The sequence below is a fragment of the Vibrio eleionomae genome (assembly GCF_009874545.1).
Classification (GTDB): domain Bacteria; phylum Pseudomonadota; class Gammaproteobacteria; order Enterobacterales; family Vibrionaceae; genus Vibrio; species Vibrio nitrifigilis.
In genome coordinates this window covers 1-18,622 of sequence record NZ_WEKT01000028.1, presented here as the reverse complement: position 1 = coordinate 18,622, position 18,622 = coordinate 1, and the positions used below count along the sequence as shown (strand labels likewise).

Here is an 18,622-nt window from a genome sequence, read left to right as displayed (position 1 = left end):
ATCACATTTATACCCACACAAAAAATATAGATATTAGTTTAAAAATAAGAACAAAAATATTAATTCCAATAACTTATACATATGTTATATAAGCAATACCCTACACGCTTAAATAATATTATGTTCTACAAAAGGATATAATCATGAACAGCGGAACAAAGCAGCATAACTTACTTTATGTTATTGCTATATGCACGGTTGCTGCATTAGGAGGTTTATTACAAGGTTATGATACATCGGTTATTTCCGGGGTTATTGAGCCACTAACAACACATTTTGCATTAACCTCATCACAAACAGGTTGGGCAGTGTCCAGTATTGTTATCGGATGCGTTTTGGGGGCTTATCTAGCAGGCAAACTTGCCGATCGTTATGGTCGCAGAATGGCTCTTACGATAACGGTATTCTTTATGCTTATTTCAATCGTAGGAATGGCACTTGCGACCAACTTCACTACCTTTATTATCTTTCGTATTGTAGGTGGATTTGGTATCGGATTATCATCCGTCGTCTCACCTATTTATATGACCGAAATCGCTCCTGCGGCTTATCGGGGTCGTGTTGTCACCATGAATATGATTTGTTTTGTGGGTGGACAAGTACTTGTTCTAGCGGTGAATTACTTAATCGTCAAAGGAGCGGATCACAGTTGGCTTACCGCCACAGGTTGGCGTTATATGCTTGGTTTTGGTCTTGTTCCTTGTGCCGCTTTCCTTATCTTTGTGGGATTTATTCCTGAATCTCCTCGCTGGAATGTGATGCAAGGGCGTAACGATGAAGCGCTGAAAACACTGGCGCGAATTTCGACTAAAGAGCATGCGGCACATGTCTTAGAAGAAATTAAAAAATCATTCGAAATCGATAAATTGGATCGGATGAATAAAAAACTTACCCAGAAAACACCACTTGGCCGTAACGCAAAAATCTTTATTTTAATCGCATCTTTAGTCGCTGCCTTTAACCAATTTACCGGCATCAACATCATTCAATATTTTGGTCCAACTTTACTGCGAAACGTCACCGACAGTATGGAACAAGCGATGTTTTTGGTTACTTGGCTCGCAGGTTTGCAATTTCTTGGCGTGCTCACTGGTATGGCACTCGTCGATAAAGTCGGCCGCAAAGTATTGTTGCTGATTGGCTCTTTCGGCACCTTCTTTTGTCTCGCCTTAACATTCGTCATTTTTTACCTAGGCATTAAAGGATATGTTTCAATTATTGGCCTACTAGGGTTCATGTTCATTTTCGGGATGACATGGTCGCAAATTGCTTGGACTGTCGTTGGTGAAATATTACCTAACCGCATCCGCGGTATCGGTATGGGGATTGCCTATGCCGCTATGTGGGGATCGAATTTCATTATTAGTCAGTTATTTCCGGTCATTAATAACAATGCTTGGCTACACCAAAAATTTAATGGTGGTTTTCCATTACTATTATTCTCCATGACGTGCCTGCTCTCATTATGGTTCGTGAAACGTTATATTCCTGAAACTAAAGGGATCCCACTAGAAGAAGTTGAAGACTTACTGACGGCACGTGTTGATCACAACTATGTGCCAATAAAAAGTCACGCCACTAAAGAAGCAACAAACTAAATGTTAAATAGGACTCAATTATCATGACGATTCATATTGCTAATGCCCCCTGCAGTTGGGGGGTGGACGATCCCAACAACCCTCATCTTCCGCCGTGGGATAAAGTGTTAAATGAAGCTCACCAAGCGGGATACAAAAGTATTGAATTAGGGCCGTGGAGTTATTTACCGACTAATACTAAAGTGCTCAGTGACGAATTAAATCAGCGCGACCTCTCTATCGTCGCAGGCACGATTTTTGATGATTTAGTCAGCGAAGATAATTTCGCCAACATTCTGGAGTTGACTCATAATATTTGCCGCAATTTGTCTCAAATCCCCACATCAGAACGGCTGCTCGGGTCCAACTATCCCGCCCCCTATTTGGTCATCATCGATTTTGGTCATAGTGAACGCGCACGTTATGCGGGCAATTCAAATAAGGCACCACGAATGAACAGCTATGATTGGAATAAAATGGTGCAACATATTAAGGAGATTAGCCAGCTCGCATGGCAAGAATATGGCGTAAGACCTGTGATCCATCCGCATGCAGGTGGATATATAGAATTTGCAGATGAAATTGAACAGTTAGTGCAAGCGATTCCCTATGACATTGCAGGGCTATGTTTTGATACAGGACATCTTTACTACTCAGGTATGGATCCTATTGTGTGGTTAACTAAATACCTTGATCGCATCGACTATATCCATTTTAAAGACGTCAATGCAGCAATTCACAAAACAGTGATTAATCGAGAGTTAGACTTTTTCTCAGCTTGTGCCGAAGGGGTAATGTGCCCGATAGGTAAAGGGGCAATAGACTATCCCGCAATCCACAAATATTTAGTAGACGTTGACTACCAAGGTTGGATTACGATTGAACAAGAACGTGATCCCCTCAATGTTGACGGGAGTTTAGCCGACGTCACCGAAAGCCTGAACTACCTCAAGTCTGTCGGTTTTAGCCGATAACACTACAACAAGGGAAAGCCACGCGGAATAGCGCTAATTCGCCGCTTTCCCCTTCTATATCGCGTCAGAGCACATTACAGTTGGAAAATTTTCTATTTTTAAGCTTGTTTCCATTGATACTAACAAAGATTGAAACACATTTTTGGACAGAAATGAGCTAGGAATTGGATAGTAACTAGCTCATTTCAGATGAAATATATGAGAAACGTCAACGTCTAAACCGGTGGTCTATTTTACTCAACCACTACACTTTCTTTTACTGTGGTATTTGGTAGTAACAGTGTTACAACACTAGCAAATGTAAACACCAACATAATCCAAGCCATCGTCCAGGGTGTTCCATCATGAAAAAATGCCAATAAAAGAGTCGATACAATACCACTTCCATATTGCAGAGCGCCAATAACGGCTGAAGCAGAGCCTGCTAAAAATGGGGCGGAATCTAATGCAGCTGTTGTAGTATTAGCGGCGATGATCCCATTCATTGAAAAAAATAAAAAGATTGATAGTACAACAGCAATAACCCCTCCGATTTGTAACTTAACCACTAAAGCCAATACAGCTGCTGCTAGTAAAGAAACGAAAGCTGCCGCTTTTAGTAAGTATTTTAATGGGTATCGTAAAACAAGGCGCCGATTTATCATACTCATTGCCATAACTCCTAAAAGATTAAGTCCAAAGAGTAAACCAAAGTATTGTGGCGCTATTCCAAAATAGCTGATGTAAACAAATGGCGAGCCAGTCATATAAGCGTATGCAGCAACATAGAAGAATGTCAGACAAAGCGTATATTTCATGAAGGTTCGATTCTTCAGAAGTACTAGATAGTTATGAAATGCGTTTACAAAAGACAACGTGACTCTCTTCTCTTCAGGTAACGTTTCAGGTAATGCAAACAATGAGATAAACATGAACACACCGAGAACGATTAACATTCCGAAAATGACTTGCCAACGACTAAAACGAATTATCTGCCCTCCAATTAAAGGACCGACAATTGGCGCAACAGCCATAAAGAAAAATAGTGTTGAAAACATCTGTGCCGCCTTAATACGGCTAAAAGAATCTCGGATCATTGCCCTCGCAAGCATGGGACCGGTACAAGCACCAAATGCTTGAACAATTCGCCAAAGCACTATCTGCTCAATATTGATAGAGAACGCACATCCAGCAGAGCCTACGATAAACATAAACATACCGATGAAAAGAGGCAAACGACGCCCAAAAGAATCACTAATAGGTCCCCATATTAATTGAGCGATAGAAAATCCTATGAGAAACGCGGTAACGGTTAATTCAATGTCCCCATGCAGTTCTTTCTCCATCAATGGCATAGCGGGTAGATACAAATCAATAGATAAAGAGGCAAACGCCATCAGTATGCATAGGATTGCTAGAAAATGTGGTCTGGTTAACTTATCATTCATTACTTCTCTTACCCTCAACTCAACCGATGTAAATTTGTCTTAAGTCATACGACTAAGACGAAGGTGGTCATTATGAAATGGGCAAGAATTCGCACAAGTAAGTGTTTATATGTATATAAATTGTATAGGGTAAGTAGTCGTGCAAAACGAACATCTGAAGCTTTTAGGTGATTTTTTACGCATAAAGAGAGAGCAGGTTCAACCTGAATCGATTGGACTATCAAGACCTATTCGCTCTAGAGCTAAAGGATTGAGAAGAGAGGATGTGGCATACAAAGCTGGTATCAGTACCGTTTGGTATAGCCAAATAGAACGTGGGCAAGCATTGGGTATCTCGATGCAAGTTTTAAAAGCAATATCAGATACATTGCTGTTATCCCCTTCTGAGTACAAATATATTTGTAACCTAGTTAATTCAGTACCCAACGGACTACCTGTTGTTCAATCTGCGACATTAACATCAAAAACCAGCCAACTCCTGTTTCAACTAAACCCACTGCCCGCATTATTGCAAAATGAATATCTCGATATTATTGGCTCTAATAAAGCATTTGATCTCATGGTTGGGTTTTCTGTAATGGAAATCGAACCTGAAAATAGAAATTACTTGTACCTTACCATCTCAAATACTGACTGGAACAAATTTCTCAATATCGATAGCAAATCTAAGCTTGAAAGACAGATATATCGAATAGCAGGATTTCTGAGAAATGCGCTGGCAGCGAATCCTAACGACGAAAAATTAAAACTGAAAATTGAATCATTTATCTCTCAATCTCCAATATTTGTGTCTGCTTGGCAGAACAACAGCGTGCTACAGCCAGAGGAAACCTCATACACTTACAATCATGCTTCTATTGGGCATATAACGTTAGATAAACAGATATGGTGGAACATTGACGGAAACTCGAATAGCCGTCTAAATATTTATTCCCCTAGTGAAAGTATTGATGAACAGCATCTAGCAGAACTGTTTGATGCCTGAATGACGGAACCATCAACTTCAAAGCATTACTAACATTTGGTCCAAATCACTGTCTTGATAAGATCTTCAGAAAATACAGACACCTAGAATTAACATGCTGTTCTATAGTTCTTTATTTTTCTTCCACTCATAAATTGTAGAAAGCATCTGTATAATTATAAGAGCTCAACTAGGCTCATCACCTGTTATTAGAATATGTAGGTCAGGAATCTTGAGATAAACAGTTTTAGGACAGAAATGAGTTTGCCACCATCGCCCCTATTCGGTCCCAATTAACTAAGAAAACACGGCTCCTATCAGAACGATGCTTTCTTTCCGTTCGACTGCATATCAACGTGGAAACGCCCTCTTTCTAATAAAATATGGCAAAAGCGCTCTTTGACAAACTTTGTCACATATTCTCAAAAAATCTGTTTATAGTAGTAAGGGAGCAGAGAAGTAAGAGGTTGAAATGGAAAGAGCGTATCGAATTTTGGTCGTTGATGATCACAAAGATATTCGTGATTTGTTGCAGAGGTTTCTGCAACAGCATGGCTTGCTTGTCACAACAGCTGCGGACGGGGTTGAAATGTATCAACATCTTGCTGCACAAAAGTTTGATCTGTTAATCCTCGATTTAATGCTTCCCGGTAAAGATGGGATCACTTTATGCCGAGAAATTCGCGGTGACAGTAATATCCCGATCATTATGCTCACGGCACTAGGGGAAGATGTTGATCGTATTATCGGATTAGAAGTCGGTGCTGATGATTACGTTCCTAAGCCCTTTAATCCAAGAGAATTGCTGGCTCGTATAAAATCCGTATTAAGGCGTCATTTTGCGATTCCAAATGTGGAAGAGCAGCTTGCGTCTAACCCAACTCAATACCTTTTTGCCGATTGGCAGCTCAATACCACCAGCCGTGAACTAAAAAATCCAACGCAAGTGTTGGTGCCGCTCACCTCAACCGAATTCACCATGTTATTGGCCTTTTTATCGCATCCTAATGTGGTGCTTAGCCGTGAAGATCTCCTTAAATTAGTTCAAGGGCGTGGCGCTGATGTCTATGACCGAGCGATCGATACACTGATCAGCCGCTTAAGGAAGAAGATCGAAACTGATCCTAAAAAACCTCGACTGATCAAGACCATTTGGGGAGGCGGCTATCAATTTAGCTGCGAGGTAACCCATGTTTAGCTGGTATTCAAAACTGAAACTGATTCATCAAATTGGCTTGGTGGTGCTGGTCGGTTTTATACTGAGTTTTGTGCTGTCACTCTACCTGCTAAGTTACGATAAATCTCAACGGCTTAATCAGTTATCGGTATCAGGCTCACTCCAACGCGTTCTTTCAGTAGCAGATACGTTAGAGCAAACGCCGGATAATGTGCACGCTTCGATCATCACGGCTAGTCGCAGTTCTGATTTGCAACTCTCTTTAACCGACACGCCCACCATCCCTCAAAATTCTTCACCCAATGAGATGGAACAAACGATTCTCAGACGCTTAGAGCAAATTGGGGTTAAAAACGCTCACATTGAGCTCGTCACCCAAAACCAACGACCATTAATGGCATTATCCCAGCCACAACAAAATCATCGAGCCGATAATCTCCGCGGTGAATCTATGATGGATAATCGTGCCATGATGGGAAATGGAATGATGGCTAACTCATCAGCCAGTCACCGGCATAATATGGCTTATTATCGCCAAGCCAATGCGATGTTAAGTTATACCGCAACGGTCAATGGTTCGATTGAACTCTCTTCCGGCCAATGGCTTAATTTCTCATCAGGCATTGAAAGTAACATCACCCACTGGTCAACCAGCGTTTTAATTGGTTTAGCGACAGTCATGGTGCTCACCATCTTGCTCGTACTGTGGGTGGTACGCCGCGCTTTAGCGCCAGTGACTGAACTTGGTAATGCGGCACAGGCATTTGCGCGAAACAAACAAGTCTACCCCGTGAACTCGACTAACACGCCTAGAGACCTCACTCCAACGATTGATGCCTTTAACGATATGCAACACCAAGTAACTGACTATATTACCGAGCGGACTAAACTTCTCGCAGCAATCTCCCATGACTTGCGAACACCATTAACCAGCTTAAGACTGAGATTAGAATTTATCGAAGACAGTGACGATAAACAGCAAATGTTATCGACACTCAACACCATGGAAAAAATGCTCACTGCCACCATGCAATTTGCCCGCAACGATGTGCAGCGCGAACCACGTCAAATGACAGACATCAATAGCCTGTTGCAAACCATTGTGGATGAATACGATGAGAAAGGCGTCGAAATACACTATCAAGCAACATCGAGTTTAACAGCGTCGATTCCAACACTAAGTGTGCAGCGCATGATCGAAAATTTAATTAATAATGCGATCCAATATGCCGGTGACGAAGCCGATATTGATTTGTCGGTGCGACGAACTGGACAACAATTACAGATTTGCGTAGCCGATACTGGGGTGGGCATTCCCGAACACCAATTAGCCGAAGTTCTCAAACCTTTTACACGCCTTAATGAAGCGCGAGACACCGGCTCATCGAATGTCGGACTTGGACTATCCATCACCCACTCACTTGCATCCAGTTTTGGTGGTCGTTTAATGCTTGCAGCCAACTCCCCGCATGGTCTTAAAGCGACGATTACTCTCTCTATTCCACGCAATGAGTAGCCGCTGTTAGGTATCTAAACAAAATCTTAACCCAATCTTATCCCTAGCGGATTATCATAGAGATAAAAGCCGCTTCGATAATAAGTGTGATACCTGCCATACCGTACCACTTCTCTACACTGTGACGGCTTAATTTGCTTATAAAAGGACGATGTTAATGAAACTAGGCCATATACTGTCAGCCTTCATTTTTCTCGCAGGATCTCATACTGCTTTGGCTGAGAATCTTGATAACGTAAAACCGAATCAAATCATATCAGTGACACTGTCACAACTACATCCTACTCAGCCTTCTGTTGGTTACGACGAAATCTACTATAAATTGGGCCGGTTTTCCCATGAGCCTAAAAAACTTTATGACACGCTATGTGAGATAAACGGCGAGAAAGGGATTGCCCATTTTTACGAGCACTCCAAACCAACCGATGCTTCTAGCTATAAATGTAAAGAGCCTGTTGGTACTGAGCGCGATGATATGAAAACCGCAGTGATTGGTCCTGATGCAAAACTATACCTTACCGATGGTCACCACACTTTTGTAAGTTTATGGCAACTGCCTGAAGCGGGGAAAGACCTTAAAGTGCATGTCATTATCACTAAAGATTACCGCAGCGAAAGTACCACTGATTTTTGGCAAAACATGATCATGGATAATAACGCTTGGCTATTCAACCGTTACCACAATCCAATTTCATGGCATCAATTACCTACCGATCTTGAGTTAAGCAAATTTGATGATGACCGTTATCGGTCATTTATGTATTTTTCACGAGGCATCAGTTGGGATAAACCTAACCCAGCCATGCCGTATATTGAGTTTTACTGGGCTACAGCAGTGCGTACTGTGTTTGATTTGAATCAGTATGATCTCAACACTCAACAAGGTTACTTGAAAGCCTTAGCCGAAGGTGGCGATGCCATTATTCGCTTGCGTAGCCCAAACCTTGGCGGATCGGGTAAAAACGCCGTCGATCTTGGTCAATATCCAAAAGTCAGTAAAAAAGGGCTTAAGCATTTACAAAAACGCTTCAGTAAACTGAGTTATATGATCGAATACAAACAGCAACTCAGTAAGTAATGCCTATTTTGTGACCTTTTCTTCTAGTACCCACCGCCATGTAGCGTTAGCGTAAACCGTATGCTAATCGCTAGGCGGTGCATAACGACAAATATCAGTTTTAGCATTGCCCAGCACATCTCAATTGGATTGCGTAAGGAAATGCTTATGAATAACTCAACTCATGTTGCAGTCATAGGGGCTGGTGTCATCGGTTTATGCTGGGCGGCGTTATTTGCTGCCAAAGGGTACGAAGTGCAAGTATACGATCCTCGTGACGATCTCGATGATCAACTGACCCATACTCTCCCACTCTACCTAAAACAGATTCCAGACCTCCCACAAGATGTTAACTCGATATTGTCGCGCGTTCATGCTTGTCACGACCTCAAGAAAGCGACAATGGATGCTAAATACATTCAAGAATCTGGTCCTGAATCTGTGACATTTAAGCAAGCGCTTTGGGCAGAGATTGAGCAATATGTCAGCGCCGATTGTTTATTATTGTCCTCAAGCTCGGGTATCGTTGCCAGCACGCAAGGGGCGAAAATGAATAACAGTCATCGTATTGTGATTGGTCACCCGTTTAATCCTCCTCATATTCTACCCTTAGTAGAAATTTGCGCCGCTAAAACAACGTCACCGCAACTGATTCAACAAGCAACTGAGTTTTATCAATCTCTTGGCAAATTCCCTGTCGCACTGAATCATGAAAAATCAGGGTTTGTCGCCAATAGACTCCAAATGGCGCTAGTACTCGAAGCGATTAAACTGGTTAACGAAGGCGTGGTCGGTATCAAAGAGCTGGATGATATCGTGACTCATTCCCTTGGTATCCGCTGGGCAAGTGTTGGGCCGCTACTCGCTTTTCATTTAGGTGGCGGCGCAGGTGGTTTAACCCACTTACTGGAACATATTGGTGTGGGTCTAGCTAACGCAATTGGTCAGCCTGATATGCTAACCAATGACTTAATCTCTGCTATCGGTAAACAAGCGAACAACGCTTATCCTAAACGTGATTTACAGCATTATTGTGATGAAAGGGATCGCCGCCAGCAAGTAATTATCAATGATCAGAACAGCCACTAAGCTGTTGATAATAAAAACGAGGGAATGGTACAAAATATTCCCTCTCATTATTTCTATACTCGATAAGTGCCCATACCCAAGTAACCTCACTCCTACCCCAAAAATAACCGAGCTTAATTGGCATCAACTAACCAGCAACTTATTGATCTACCGCCTTGTCTTTATGTAATAGATGGAATATTGTTTTGCCGTTGTTTTAACCGAACGTTTTCGGTTAAACACTTTTTATGATTCTCAGTGCATTTATCCTAAGAGCGGCGATTGCTATGTAATCGTTGCAATGGTCTAATAGCCTTGAATCATTGATCACTAGGTAATAAGACATGCAACAGGAACACCAGCCGACTTTCTTTTTCTTTGACTACGAAACTTGGGGTACCAGCCCAGCCAAAGACAGACCAAGTCAGTTCGCTGGAGTAAGAACGGATAAAGACTTTAACATCATCGGCGAACCTGTGGTGATTTATTGTCGCCTACCTGCCGATTATCTACCGGGGCCTGAAGCCGCACTTATTACTGGAATCTCACCACAAAAAGCAATGGCCGAAGGATTACCAGAGCCAGAGTTTATTCGTCGTATCTATGATGAGCTCGCGACACCAAATACAACCAGCCTTGGTTATAACAGCATTCGATTTGATGACGAAGTGACACGTTATACCTGCTACCGTAATTTCTTAGATCCGTATGAGTGGAGCTGGAAAAACGGAAATTCTCGATGGGATCTATTAGATGTGATGCGCGCATGTCATGCATTGCGTCCTGAAGGAATCGAGTGGCCGGAAAACGAAGATGGATTTACTAGCTTTAAACTCGAACATCTATCGAAAGCTAACGGTATAGAACATGAAAATGCGCACGATGCGCTCGCCGATGTTATTGCAACAATTGAGATGGCGAAAAAAGTCAAAGCCGCTCAACCAAAGCTGTTTGATTATTTCTACAGCATGCGTAATAAACGTAAACTTAATGATCTGATCGATATCGTAAACCTGACACCGTTAATGCATGTGTCAGGCATGTTAGGTAGAGAATGCCAATACACTAGCTGGGTCGTGCCCGTTGCATGGCACCCAACGAATCAAAATGCCGTGATTGTGGTTGATTTAGCTAAAGATCCGCAGCCACTGCTCGATTTAGATGCAGATGCATTGCGTGAGCGTTTATACACTCGCCATGATGATTTAGCGCCTGATGAGCTCCCTGTTCCCGTTAAATTGGTGCAACTAAATAAGTGTCCGATATTAGCGCCAGCGAAAACACTAACTGCAGATAACGCACACGCGATTGGTATTAATCGTGAACAATGTTTGGCTCACTTAGCTACGATCAAAAGTCACCCAGAGATTCGCGAAAAACTTATCGCGCTATTTGGTGTTGAGCGTGAGTTTGAAAAAAGCAGTGACGTCGATACTCAGCTGTATGACGGATTTTTCTCTCCAGCTGATAAAGCTGCAATGGAAATTATTCGTGAAAGTGATCCCGAAGCCTTAGGTTCCCTTGATATTCAGTTTAATGACCCGCGTATTGCGCCTCTTTTATTCCGTTATCGAGCTCGTAATTACCCATGGACGCTCAATGATACCGAACAGCGCCAATGGACACATCATTGCCGAGATTATTTCGAGCAAAATCTTGAATCTTATATGCTCAATTTAGAAAACTTGGTTCATGAACATGAAAGCGATACAAAGAAAATCGCACTCTTAAAATCGGTATATCAATACGTAGAACAACTCGCCTCTTAATGGGTATTAAATTCTTGTATGCGAAGTATATATGTTAAACACACTATTTAAATATATCGTTTCATTCGCACTGATTTTCATCAGCTTAGCGATAGGAAACTGGATTCAAAAAATGCTCGGCGTGGCCGTTCCAGGGAGTATTTTTGGTATGCTCATTCTGTTTGCCTTACTGGCAAGTGGTTTGGCGCCTGTCGATTGGGTTCGTCCCGGCTGTCACATTTTCATCCGTTATATGATGCTGTTATTTGTTCCTATCAGCGTAGGGCTGATGAACCATTTTGACATGCTACTGGATAACGCTTGGTCTATTCTCGCCAGTGCTATTGGCGGCAGTGCTATCGTCATGGTGACGTTAAGTCTCATTTTAGACCGTTACCTCAATACCGATAAGAAGCCTAAAAAAGAAAAAAAGCTCCAGCGCGTCGGCGCTCAAAGCATTAAGGAGAAAGCATAATGTGGCTCATTCTTACGCTTGTGGTTTTTTTCTTATGCCGCTGGATTGCAACTAAAATCCATTCACCGTTAGCCAATCCACTGCTAATGAGTATTGTCATTTTAATTGCTATTTTGATGCTACTCGGTGTTCCTTTTGATACCTACTACGCAGATAACATTTATATCAGTGATCTTTTAGCTCCTGCAGTGGTTGCTCTGGCTTTCCCATTGTATGAACAGTTACCGCAAATTAGGGCAAACTGGCGAATTATCATGTTGGCATGTACCGTTGGCAGCATTATGTCGATGATGACAGCGGGTATTATCGCTGTATTAATGGGAACCAATATTACGCTGATTGCATCTTTAATGGCGAAATCCATTACGACTCCTATCGCGATGGAAGTATCAAAAAATCTTGGCGGCGAACCTTCTATTGCTGCCATTGTCGTTGTGCTCGTAGGCTTATTCGGCGCCATTATGGGTTATCCAATATTTAAAATGTTAAATATTACTCACCCTATTGCTAAAGGGCTTACCATGGGATCAGTTTCCCACGCACTAGGTACTGCAACGTGTGCAGAACGTGAACCTAAAGATGCCGCATTTAGTTCATTAGCGTTGGTCATGTGTGGCGTAATTACCTCTATTCTTGCCCCCATCTTTTTTGGCATTATCGTTTGGTTACACCACTTCATAGTGAATTGACCCATCAACATACTGTATTGCACTTATCTAAAGCCGAGAAACCACCGTTCTCGGCTTTTTCGTATGCGAGCGAATGAATATAGATATAGTTCACAAGTTGCACACCTGTAATCGATAACATGTGTGATCGCACTCTATTTATGTAACAAATAAATTCAATTTCAATAAAATTGTGATTTAAATCACTTATAAAAATCCTCATTTTCCTACACTAATTCTCCATAAATAAACAAGGACAGCTTATGAAAGGCCGTATTGAAGAAGCACTAAAAACGTTACCTGAAGCCATTTCCGATTATCTTTCCCCTATCGTGCTTGCCGACGATTTTGATGCAACACTATCTGCCGAGCATTTTACCCAACTATTAACGTTGTCCGGTTATAGCGATGCTGAACTGCGTATCGCTCTGCTGCCATTGGCCGCCGCTTTTGCCTATGTACCTATTTCAAACTTTTATGTTGGCGCTATTGTACGCGGGTTAAGTGGTCGTATTTATTTTGGTGCCAATATGGAATTTTCAGGAGCCCAGCTTGGACAAACCATTCACGCTGAACAAGCCGGAATTAGCCATGCTTGGACCAAAGGAGAAGAAGGGATTAAAGATCTCACAGTCAACCACACGCCATGTGGTCACTGTCGCCAATTTATGAATGAGTTAACCACAGCTGATTCCCTGCAAATCCAACTGCCAGCACGTGATAGCCAATCGCTTCAACACTATTTGCCAGAGTCATTCGGACCAAAGGATTTAGGTATCGAATCTGCATTGATGGCCAAAATCGACAATGGGCAGCACTGTGATGTTGACGAAGCCATTGTTCAACACGCACTTTCCGCGCTTAATCGCAGCCATGCACCTTACACACATAACCTGAGTGGAGTGGCGTTACAAACGCGATCAGGACGTTATTACACCGGTGCTTACGCCGAAAATGCAGCGTTTAATCCCAGCCTGCCACCACTGCAAGTTGCTCTTGTCTTAGTGCGCATGGGAGGCGAAGAATTTACCGCTATCGAACATGCCGCTTTGGTTGAAATGGCGCAAGGCACGATTAGTCACCTTGCTTGTACTCAATCAACGTTAGAAGCCATCAATCCAGACATCGACCTTGCGTACCTTGCCTTAGATTAAACTCCCTCCCTTTTAGAAAGAGGCAGTCCTATGCCTCTTTCATTGCTAACCAATAAATCGAGCGAATTTGATGTAGGCACGTCGCTCGAGACACGTTAAGATAAGCGCAGTTCTCAATCTCATCTCAGTCAATCAGTTATACAAATACGTTGCTAAACGTTATCCAAGGAATGGTATGTTTTCCCAAGTTATTGCGATTTTGTTTCCCGTCATGGCACTTGCGGTGGTCGGTTATTTGTTAGCGGTTTGGTTTAAACCCGACTTTCGCCCTCTCAATAAGATGAATTTGGTGGCGTTCACGCCTGCATTGGTATTTTCATCATTACTGCATATGAAGCTTGATATGAGTCAGCTTCCCTTAATCGGTGCGTCGCTTATCGCGGTTCTACTCCCCGGCTTACTGATGATTCCAATTTGCCACTGGGGTAACTGGCAATACAAAACTTGGGCACCACTGCATATGTTTCGTAATAGTGGCAATTTAGCCATTCCCATTTTTACTTATACATTTGGCCCACAAGCGATGCCTGCTGCTGTGATGCTAATGGTAGTGTCAACCTGCTTACAAGTGAGTGTCGGCCAAAGTATTTTGAAAAAATCTGCCTCTGTGGCACAAGTGTTCGTGTCCCCACTCTTTTTATCCGCCGTGCTCGCAATCGCGATTAACTTAAGTGGTGTCACTGTATGGGAACCACTTTATCAAGCCTCAGATTTATTGGGCCAAGCTTGTATCCCAATTATGCTATTGTCGCTCGGGTCGCAAATGACCAATATGCAATTGTCAGGGTTAAAAATTGGCATCATCTCAACCTTACAATCTCTTGCCACAGGTTTCGTCGCTTTTGCTTTGATCTATTGGTTAATCCCTTTACCAGCAATGCAAATGCAAATGATGGTGCTGTTCACGATGTTACCGCCTGCAGTGATGAACTATCTCTTTGCGGAACAATGCCAAGTGGAGCCCACCAAGGTCGCCTCTATGGTCTTGTTTGGCAATTTCTTCGCTATCGTTACCTTGCCTGCACTACTGGTGTTTGCGTTTTCATTGCCTAATAGCTGACATCAAACCGTCATAAAAACGGCTTAAATTGACCAGCTCTTGCCGCAAAGAAACGCTCACGCAAACGTTTGCTTTTTTCGTTTTTTTCAGTATGATTGCGGCTATCTTGACTAAGCCGATTAATTTTTAAAAGGATTCTCTATGTTGGGGACTGCTACCCGCGCTAACGCTACCCGTGTACTACTTCTAGGTTCAGGCGAACTTGGTAAAGAGGTAGCGATCGAATGTCAACGTCTTGGATTAGAAGTGATCGCATGTGATCGCTACGCTGATGCACCTGCAATGCAAGTGGCTCATCGTAGTCATGTTTTTGACATGCTCGACGGCGACGCGCTAGCAAAAGTCATCGCGGAAGAGAAACCCGATTATGTCGTACCAGAAGTCGAAGCGATTGCTACACCAAAACTGGTGGAGCTGGAAGCGCAAGGGCTCAATGTTGTTCCTACTGCGAACGCCACTCGCCTAACTATGAACCGAGAAGGGATTCGTCGCTTAGCCGCAGAAGAACTTTCTCTGCCAACTTCACCTTACCGTTTTTCTGATAGCTACGAAGAATTTTTAGCAGCGGTTGAATTCGTCGGTACACCGTGTGTGTGTAAGCCAGTGATGAGCTCGTCAGGTAAAGGCCAAAGTGTCATTAAAACGCCTGAAGATGTCGAAAAATCTTGGACATACGCTCAAGAAGGTGGCCGTAGCGGTGCTGGTCGCGTGATTGTTGAAGGTTTTATCGATTTCGATTATGAAATCACGCTATTAACTGTTCGTGCAGTAGACGGCGTGCACTTCTGTGCACCGATCGGTCACCGCCAAGAAGATGGTGACTACCGTGAATCTTGGCAGCCACAAGTGATGTCAGAAAATGCCCGTAAAGCTGCTGAATTTGTTGCTGAAGAAGTGGTTAATGCCTTAGGCGGTTATGGTTTATTTGGTGTTGAGCTATTTGTAAAAGGTGACAAAGTCATTTTCAATGAAGTGTCACCTCGCCCACATGATACTGGCCTCGTAACATTGATCTCACAAGATGTCTCCGAGTTTGCCTTGCATGTTCGCGCTTTCACAGGTCTACCGATTGGCTCAATCACGCAATACGGTCCTGCGGCTTCCGCGGCGCTACTAGGTAATGGTACATCACAAAACATTCAATTCAGTGGCTTAGAGGACGCGCTAGCGCTACCTCAAACTCAAGTTCGTCTATTTGGCAAACCTGAAATCGCTGGTCGTCGTCGCTTAGGTGTCGCTTTAGTCCGCGATAAAGATACCCAAAGCGCAGTTGATAAAGCCATTGATGCAATGAAAGCAATTCAAGTTCATTACAACTAAGTTCGCTTTCACACGTTGCACAGATACAAAAATAGCATGCCTTGGCATGCTATTTTTATTTTCGTCTAGGACGTAAAACGACCCACTAGGCTTTTTCAATCATCCAAACCACTTCAGAAAAACGCGATAGTCCCTTCTGCGCAATTTTTGGATGATCCTCATCTGCGATATCTTCTTGTAATATAGTAATATTCCAGTCCGCAAATAGGCGACGCACCTCTTGCTCCGGAATACTAAAAGGAGGACCACTTAACTCTTGCTGTGGGTAATCTAACGTGACGAGCAGCACCTTACCACCTGGTTTTAGTAAACGTTTAATATGCTCGACGTACTCTACTCGCATATCTTCAGGCAGAGCGACCATAGCGGCCCGATCATAGACAAGATCGACACTATCCAATGGCGCAGTAAAGAAGTCACCCGTAAAGATAGAGAGTTCATCAAACTGATACAATTCATGAGCATGATTAATTTGAGTCACCAGTGGTGTATAAAAGTGTTCAGCAAAGAAGGCCCTCACAGCTATTGGACTGAGCTCAACACCTGTAACGTCATTATGCCTTTCTGCCAGCCAAACCAAATCTTCTGACTTACCACACAGTGGCACTAGCACGGATTGCTCGCGTTGCGGATTTAACTGTGACCAAAACGTCTCCAGCAACGGGTTAACATCATCGAGATGAAACCCAATCTTATTTGACGCCCATTTACTGTGCCAAAATTCCGGATCTCTCATTAGTGTTCTCTGTCTTTTAAAGGGAATGAGCGTAAGATTATCGTATTCTCTAACCGAATCCTAGCACCGCCCTCAATCTTAACTTAACCTACTGATAGATAATCTTAATCCTGGAAACAGTCGCCATTAAACTATCCAACTGAACTGCAAAGTTTATGTCAGCATTGCGTCAAAGGGATTGTGTTTGCTCTCAATATCCTTATATATAGATATACGTGATAAGTACTCACTATCTATCAGCTTTACTTGGTGTCGAAAAACTTTAACTCCAAACTCTGACCCAACTGTGTAAGCTAAGGAGAGTCAATGAGCCTTTTATTACGTACCACGGCACTCATGCTATTAATCTTCAGCCGTGGTCCAGCATTTGCAGCAATGCCTGCAGATACTTCTGCACCAGAAAACCGAGCAGAATCTCAAAATGAAGTCAGCAGCAAACTGTTTCGTCATAGTTTAAGTGGTCTTTACGGCATTCAAACGACCAACGCGGCAATCAAACAGCCCTATGATGATTTCGATATTCTGTATACCAAAGCTCATCAAGCACAAATGGAATTAGAGAATCTTTGTAAATCGACAGCAATGCTCACTGGTACTCAGCCCCATTTTGCAGGGGTAAAATCAAAAGAGCGTGCCCAAGAGAAAATACGAGCGGAATTTGCTGGAGACAATACTCGTATTACAGACTTAGCCCGTGCAACCATCGTAGCCGATGATGTACCGAGTTTAGTAAAAGCGTATGAAATTTTGAATCGTGAAGCGACAGTGGTAAAGGTGAAAAACCGCTTTAAAAAACCAGCCCCTTCCGGTTATCGCGACTTGAATTTGTTGGTTCGTTTGCCAAAAACAAATATTGTGGCAGAGGTTCAGTTACACTTGGCAAATATTGCACAAGTAAAGAGCGGCCCTGAACATACGATTTATGAACAGGTACAGAAAATTGAACGCACGGCTCTACTGGAAAACCGTGAATTGACGGAATTAGAGTTAACCAAAATAGATCGAATACGCAGTCGCTCACAGGACTTATATCAACAAGCCTGGCAGCCATATATCACTACACAACTCCAGGCTGCTTAAATCCGTGTAAGTAACGTCACGAGGGCATACAGACCTTGCCTAATCACAAGGTCTTTATGCTCGGTCCTTATTTAGTGACTTCAATGTTCTCGACGCGGGCTTTTAATTTTTGCCCTGGGCGGAACGTTACGACACGTCTAGCGGAAATTGGAATGTCTTCCCCAGTTTTCGGGTTACGACCAGGACGTTCATTTTTATCACGTAGATCGAAATTGCCGAAACCAGAGAGTTTTACCTGTTCACCACTTTCGAGTGCTTTACGAACCTCTTCGAAAAACACCTCAACCGTTTCCTTGGCATCACGTTTGCTAAAACCCAATTTCTCAAACAGGCTTTCTGCCAAATCGGCTTTTGTGAGCGCCATAAAACTTCCCTCAAAGCTTAGTTAATCTTGCTGTCTTGATGACAGCGCCGTGGCAATAATTTGCCTTGCTGAATCAACAACATATCAGCAATACCTGAAAAGTGTATGCCAAGCTTATGATTTTCGCCAACTTTTTTTCGCAACCTAAACTGCACTTTTTAACAAAACTAGGCGCATATAATTTGATGAAAACCAACATTTGACATCATTTTTGATAATTTACCGAATATAATTCAGATAATTACCCTACATAAGTG

General features: G+C 42.7%; 17 protein-coding genes. 14 read left to right on the top strand and 3 right to left on the bottom strand.

The window, feature by feature from the left end; all coding sequences use genetic code 11:
• Nucleotides 1–143: 143 nt before the first annotated feature.
• Nucleotides 144–1,598, top strand: coding sequence for a sugar porter family MFS transporter (locus F9817_RS14445; protein ID WP_161156756.1), 1,455 nt, complete (start codon nt 144–146; stop codon nt 1,596–1,598).
• A gap of 23 nt (nt 1,599–1,621) precedes the next feature.
• Nucleotides 1,622–2,551 carry a TIM barrel protein gene (locus F9817_RS14440; protein WP_161156754.1) on the top strand — a complete coding sequence of 310 codons (930 nt, stop codon included), beginning with the start codon at nt 1,622–1,624 and terminating at the stop codon, nt 2,549–2,551.
• A gap of 233 nt (nt 2,552–2,784) precedes the next feature.
• On the opposite strand, the gene F9817_RS14435 is transcribed toward F9817_RS14440, so the two are convergent.
• On the bottom strand, nt 2,785–3,978 hold the full coding sequence (locus F9817_RS14435) for a multidrug effflux MFS transporter (RefSeq protein ID WP_161156752.1): 1,194 nt from the start codon (nt 3,976–3,978) through the stop codon (nt 2,785–2,787).
• A 139-nt stretch (nt 3,979–4,117) separates the two neighbouring features.
• Here F9817_RS14435 and F9817_RS14430 point away from each other — a divergent pair, with 139 nt between their 5' ends.
• The 11 genes from F9817_RS14430 to purT all read left to right on the top strand — a co-directional run bounded on the left by F9817_RS14430 (nt 4,118) and on the right by purT (nt 16,185).
• Nucleotides 4,118–4,963, top strand: coding sequence for a helix-turn-helix domain-containing protein (locus tag F9817_RS14430; protein ID WP_161156750.1), 846 nt, complete (start codon nt 4,118–4,120; stop codon nt 4,961–4,963).
• Between the two features lie 451 nt (nt 4,964–5,414).
• Nucleotides 5,415–6,140, top strand: a complete 726-nt coding sequence (locus F9817_RS14425) for a response regulator (protein WP_161156749.1) — start codon at nt 5,415–5,417, stop codon at nt 6,138–6,140.
• Nucleotides 6,133–7,635 carry a sensor histidine kinase gene (locus F9817_RS14420; protein WP_161156747.1) on the top strand — a complete coding sequence of 501 codons (1,503 nt, stop codon included), beginning with the start codon at nt 6,133–6,135 and terminating at the stop codon, nt 7,633–7,635. The genes F9817_RS14425 and F9817_RS14420 overlap by 8 nt, the downstream gene beginning before the upstream one ends.
• 157 nt (nt 7,636–7,792) lie before the next feature.
• Nucleotides 7,793–8,713, top strand: coding sequence for a ParB/Srx family N-terminal domain-containing protein (locus F9817_RS14415; protein WP_161156745.1), 921 nt, complete (start codon nt 7,793–7,795; stop codon nt 8,711–8,713).
• A gap of 147 nt (nt 8,714–8,860) precedes the next feature.
• Nucleotides 8,861–9,781, top strand: a complete 921-nt coding sequence (locus tag F9817_RS14410) for a 3-hydroxyacyl-CoA dehydrogenase NAD-binding domain-containing protein (protein ID WP_161156743.1) — start codon at nt 8,861–8,863, stop codon at nt 9,779–9,781.
• Between the two features lie 323 nt (nt 9,782–10,104).
• Nucleotides 10,105–11,529 carry an exodeoxyribonuclease I gene (sbcB, locus tag F9817_RS14405; RefSeq protein WP_161156741.1) on the top strand — a complete coding sequence of 475 codons (1,425 nt, stop codon included), beginning with the start codon at nt 10,105–10,107 and terminating at the stop codon, nt 11,527–11,529.
• 31 nt (nt 11,530–11,560) lie between these two features.
• Nucleotides 11,561–11,983 (top strand): CidA/LrgA family protein, encoded by a 423-nt coding sequence (locus tag F9817_RS14400; RefSeq protein WP_161156739.1) that lies wholly within the window; start codon nt 11,561–11,563, stop codon nt 11,981–11,983.
• Nucleotides 11,983–12,672 carry an LrgB family protein gene (locus F9817_RS14395; RefSeq protein WP_161156737.1) on the top strand — a complete coding sequence of 230 codons (690 nt, stop codon included), beginning with the start codon at nt 11,983–11,985 and terminating at the stop codon, nt 12,670–12,672. The genes F9817_RS14400 and F9817_RS14395 overlap by 1 nt, the downstream gene beginning before the upstream one ends.
• A gap of 242 nt (nt 12,673–12,914) precedes the next feature.
• Entirely contained in the window at nt 12,915–13,805 is an 891-nt protein-coding gene (gene cdd / locus F9817_RS14390) for a cytidine deaminase (protein WP_161156735.1), read from the top strand.
• A gap of 175 nt (nt 13,806–13,980) precedes the next feature.
• Nucleotides 13,981–14,865, top strand: a complete 885-nt coding sequence (locus F9817_RS14385; protein ID WP_161156734.1) for an AEC family transporter — start codon at nt 13,981–13,983, stop codon at nt 14,863–14,865.
• Nucleotides 14,866–15,006: 141 nt separating this feature from the next.
• Entirely contained in the window at nt 15,007–16,185 is a 1,179-nt protein-coding gene (gene purT / locus F9817_RS14380) for a formate-dependent phosphoribosylglycinamide formyltransferase (RefSeq protein ID WP_161156732.1), read from the top strand.
• Nucleotides 16,186–16,270: 85 nt separating this feature from the next.
• Here the strand turns inward: purT and F9817_RS14375 are convergent, their stop codons facing one another.
• Nucleotides 16,271–16,921: a thiopurine S-methyltransferase gene (locus tag F9817_RS14375; protein WP_161156730.1), complete on the bottom strand. Its 651-nt coding sequence runs from the start codon at nt 16,919–16,921 to the stop codon at nt 16,271–16,273.
• Nucleotides 16,922–17,227: 306 nt separating this feature from the next.
• Here F9817_RS14375 and F9817_RS14370 point away from each other — a divergent pair, with 306 nt between their 5' ends.
• On the top strand, nt 17,228–18,001 hold the full coding sequence (locus F9817_RS14370) for a RelA/SpoT domain-containing protein (RefSeq protein WP_161156728.1): 774 nt from the start codon (nt 17,228–17,230) through the stop codon (nt 17,999–18,001).
• A 67-nt stretch (nt 18,002–18,068) separates the two neighbouring features.
• On the opposite strand, the gene ihfA is transcribed toward F9817_RS14370, so the two are convergent.
• Nucleotides 18,069–18,365, bottom strand: coding sequence for an integration host factor subunit alpha (gene ihfA / locus F9817_RS14365; protein ID WP_161156725.1), 297 nt, complete (start codon nt 18,363–18,365; stop codon nt 18,069–18,071).
• Nucleotides 18,366–18,622: the final 257 nt, after the last annotated feature.

Bases quoted from the DNA above. Each gene is read 5' to 3' on its own strand.
- F9817_RS14410 (WP_161156743.1), top strand. From the start codon at position 8,861: ATGAATAACTCAACTCATGTTGCAGTCATAGGGGCTGGTGTCATCGGT.
- F9817_RS14440 (WP_161156754.1), top strand. From the start codon at position 1,622: ATGACGATTCATATTGCTAATGCCCCCTGCAGTTGGGGGGTGGACGAT.
- F9817_RS14370 (WP_161156728.1), top strand. From the start codon at position 17,228: ATGAGCCTTTTATTACGTACCACGGCACTCATGCTATTAATCTTCAGC.
- F9817_RS14385 (WP_161156734.1), top strand. From the start codon at position 13,981: ATGTTTTCCCAAGTTATTGCGATTTTGTTTCCCGTCATGGCACTTGCG.
- F9817_RS14395 (WP_161156737.1), top strand. From the start codon at position 11,983: ATGTGGCTCATTCTTACGCTTGTGGTTTTTTTCTTATGCCGCTGGATT.
- F9817_RS14415 (WP_161156745.1), top strand. From the start codon at position 7,793: ATGAAACTAGGCCATATACTGTCAGCCTTCATTTTTCTCGCAGGATCT.
- F9817_RS14435 (WP_161156752.1), bottom strand. From the start codon at position 3,978: ATGAATGATAAGTTAACCAGACCACATTTTCTAGCAATCCTATGCATA.
- F9817_RS14375 (WP_161156730.1), bottom strand. From the start codon at position 16,921: ATGAGAGATCCGGAATTTTGGCACAGTAAATGGGCGTCAAATAAGATT.
- F9817_RS14420 (WP_161156747.1), top strand. From the start codon at position 6,133: ATGTTTAGCTGGTATTCAAAACTGAAACTGATTCATCAAATTGGCTTG.
- sbcB (WP_161156741.1), top strand. From the start codon at position 10,105: ATGCAACAGGAACACCAGCCGACTTTCTTTTTCTTTGACTACGAAACT.
- F9817_RS14400 (WP_161156739.1), top strand. From the start codon at position 11,561: ATGTTAAACACACTATTTAAATATATCGTTTCATTCGCACTGATTTTC.
- purT (WP_161156732.1), top strand. From the start codon at position 15,007: ATGTTGGGGACTGCTACCCGCGCTAACGCTACCCGTGTACTACTTCTA.
- F9817_RS14445 (WP_161156756.1), top strand. From the start codon at position 144: ATGAACAGCGGAACAAAGCAGCATAACTTACTTTATGTTATTGCTATA.
- F9817_RS14425 (WP_161156749.1), top strand. From the start codon at position 5,415: ATGGAAAGAGCGTATCGAATTTTGGTCGTTGATGATCACAAAGATATT.
- ihfA (WP_161156725.1), bottom strand. From the start codon at position 18,365: ATGGCGCTCACAAAAGCCGATTTGGCAGAAAGCCTGTTTGAGAAATTG.
- cdd (WP_161156735.1), top strand. From the start codon at position 12,915: ATGAAAGGCCGTATTGAAGAAGCACTAAAAACGTTACCTGAAGCCATT.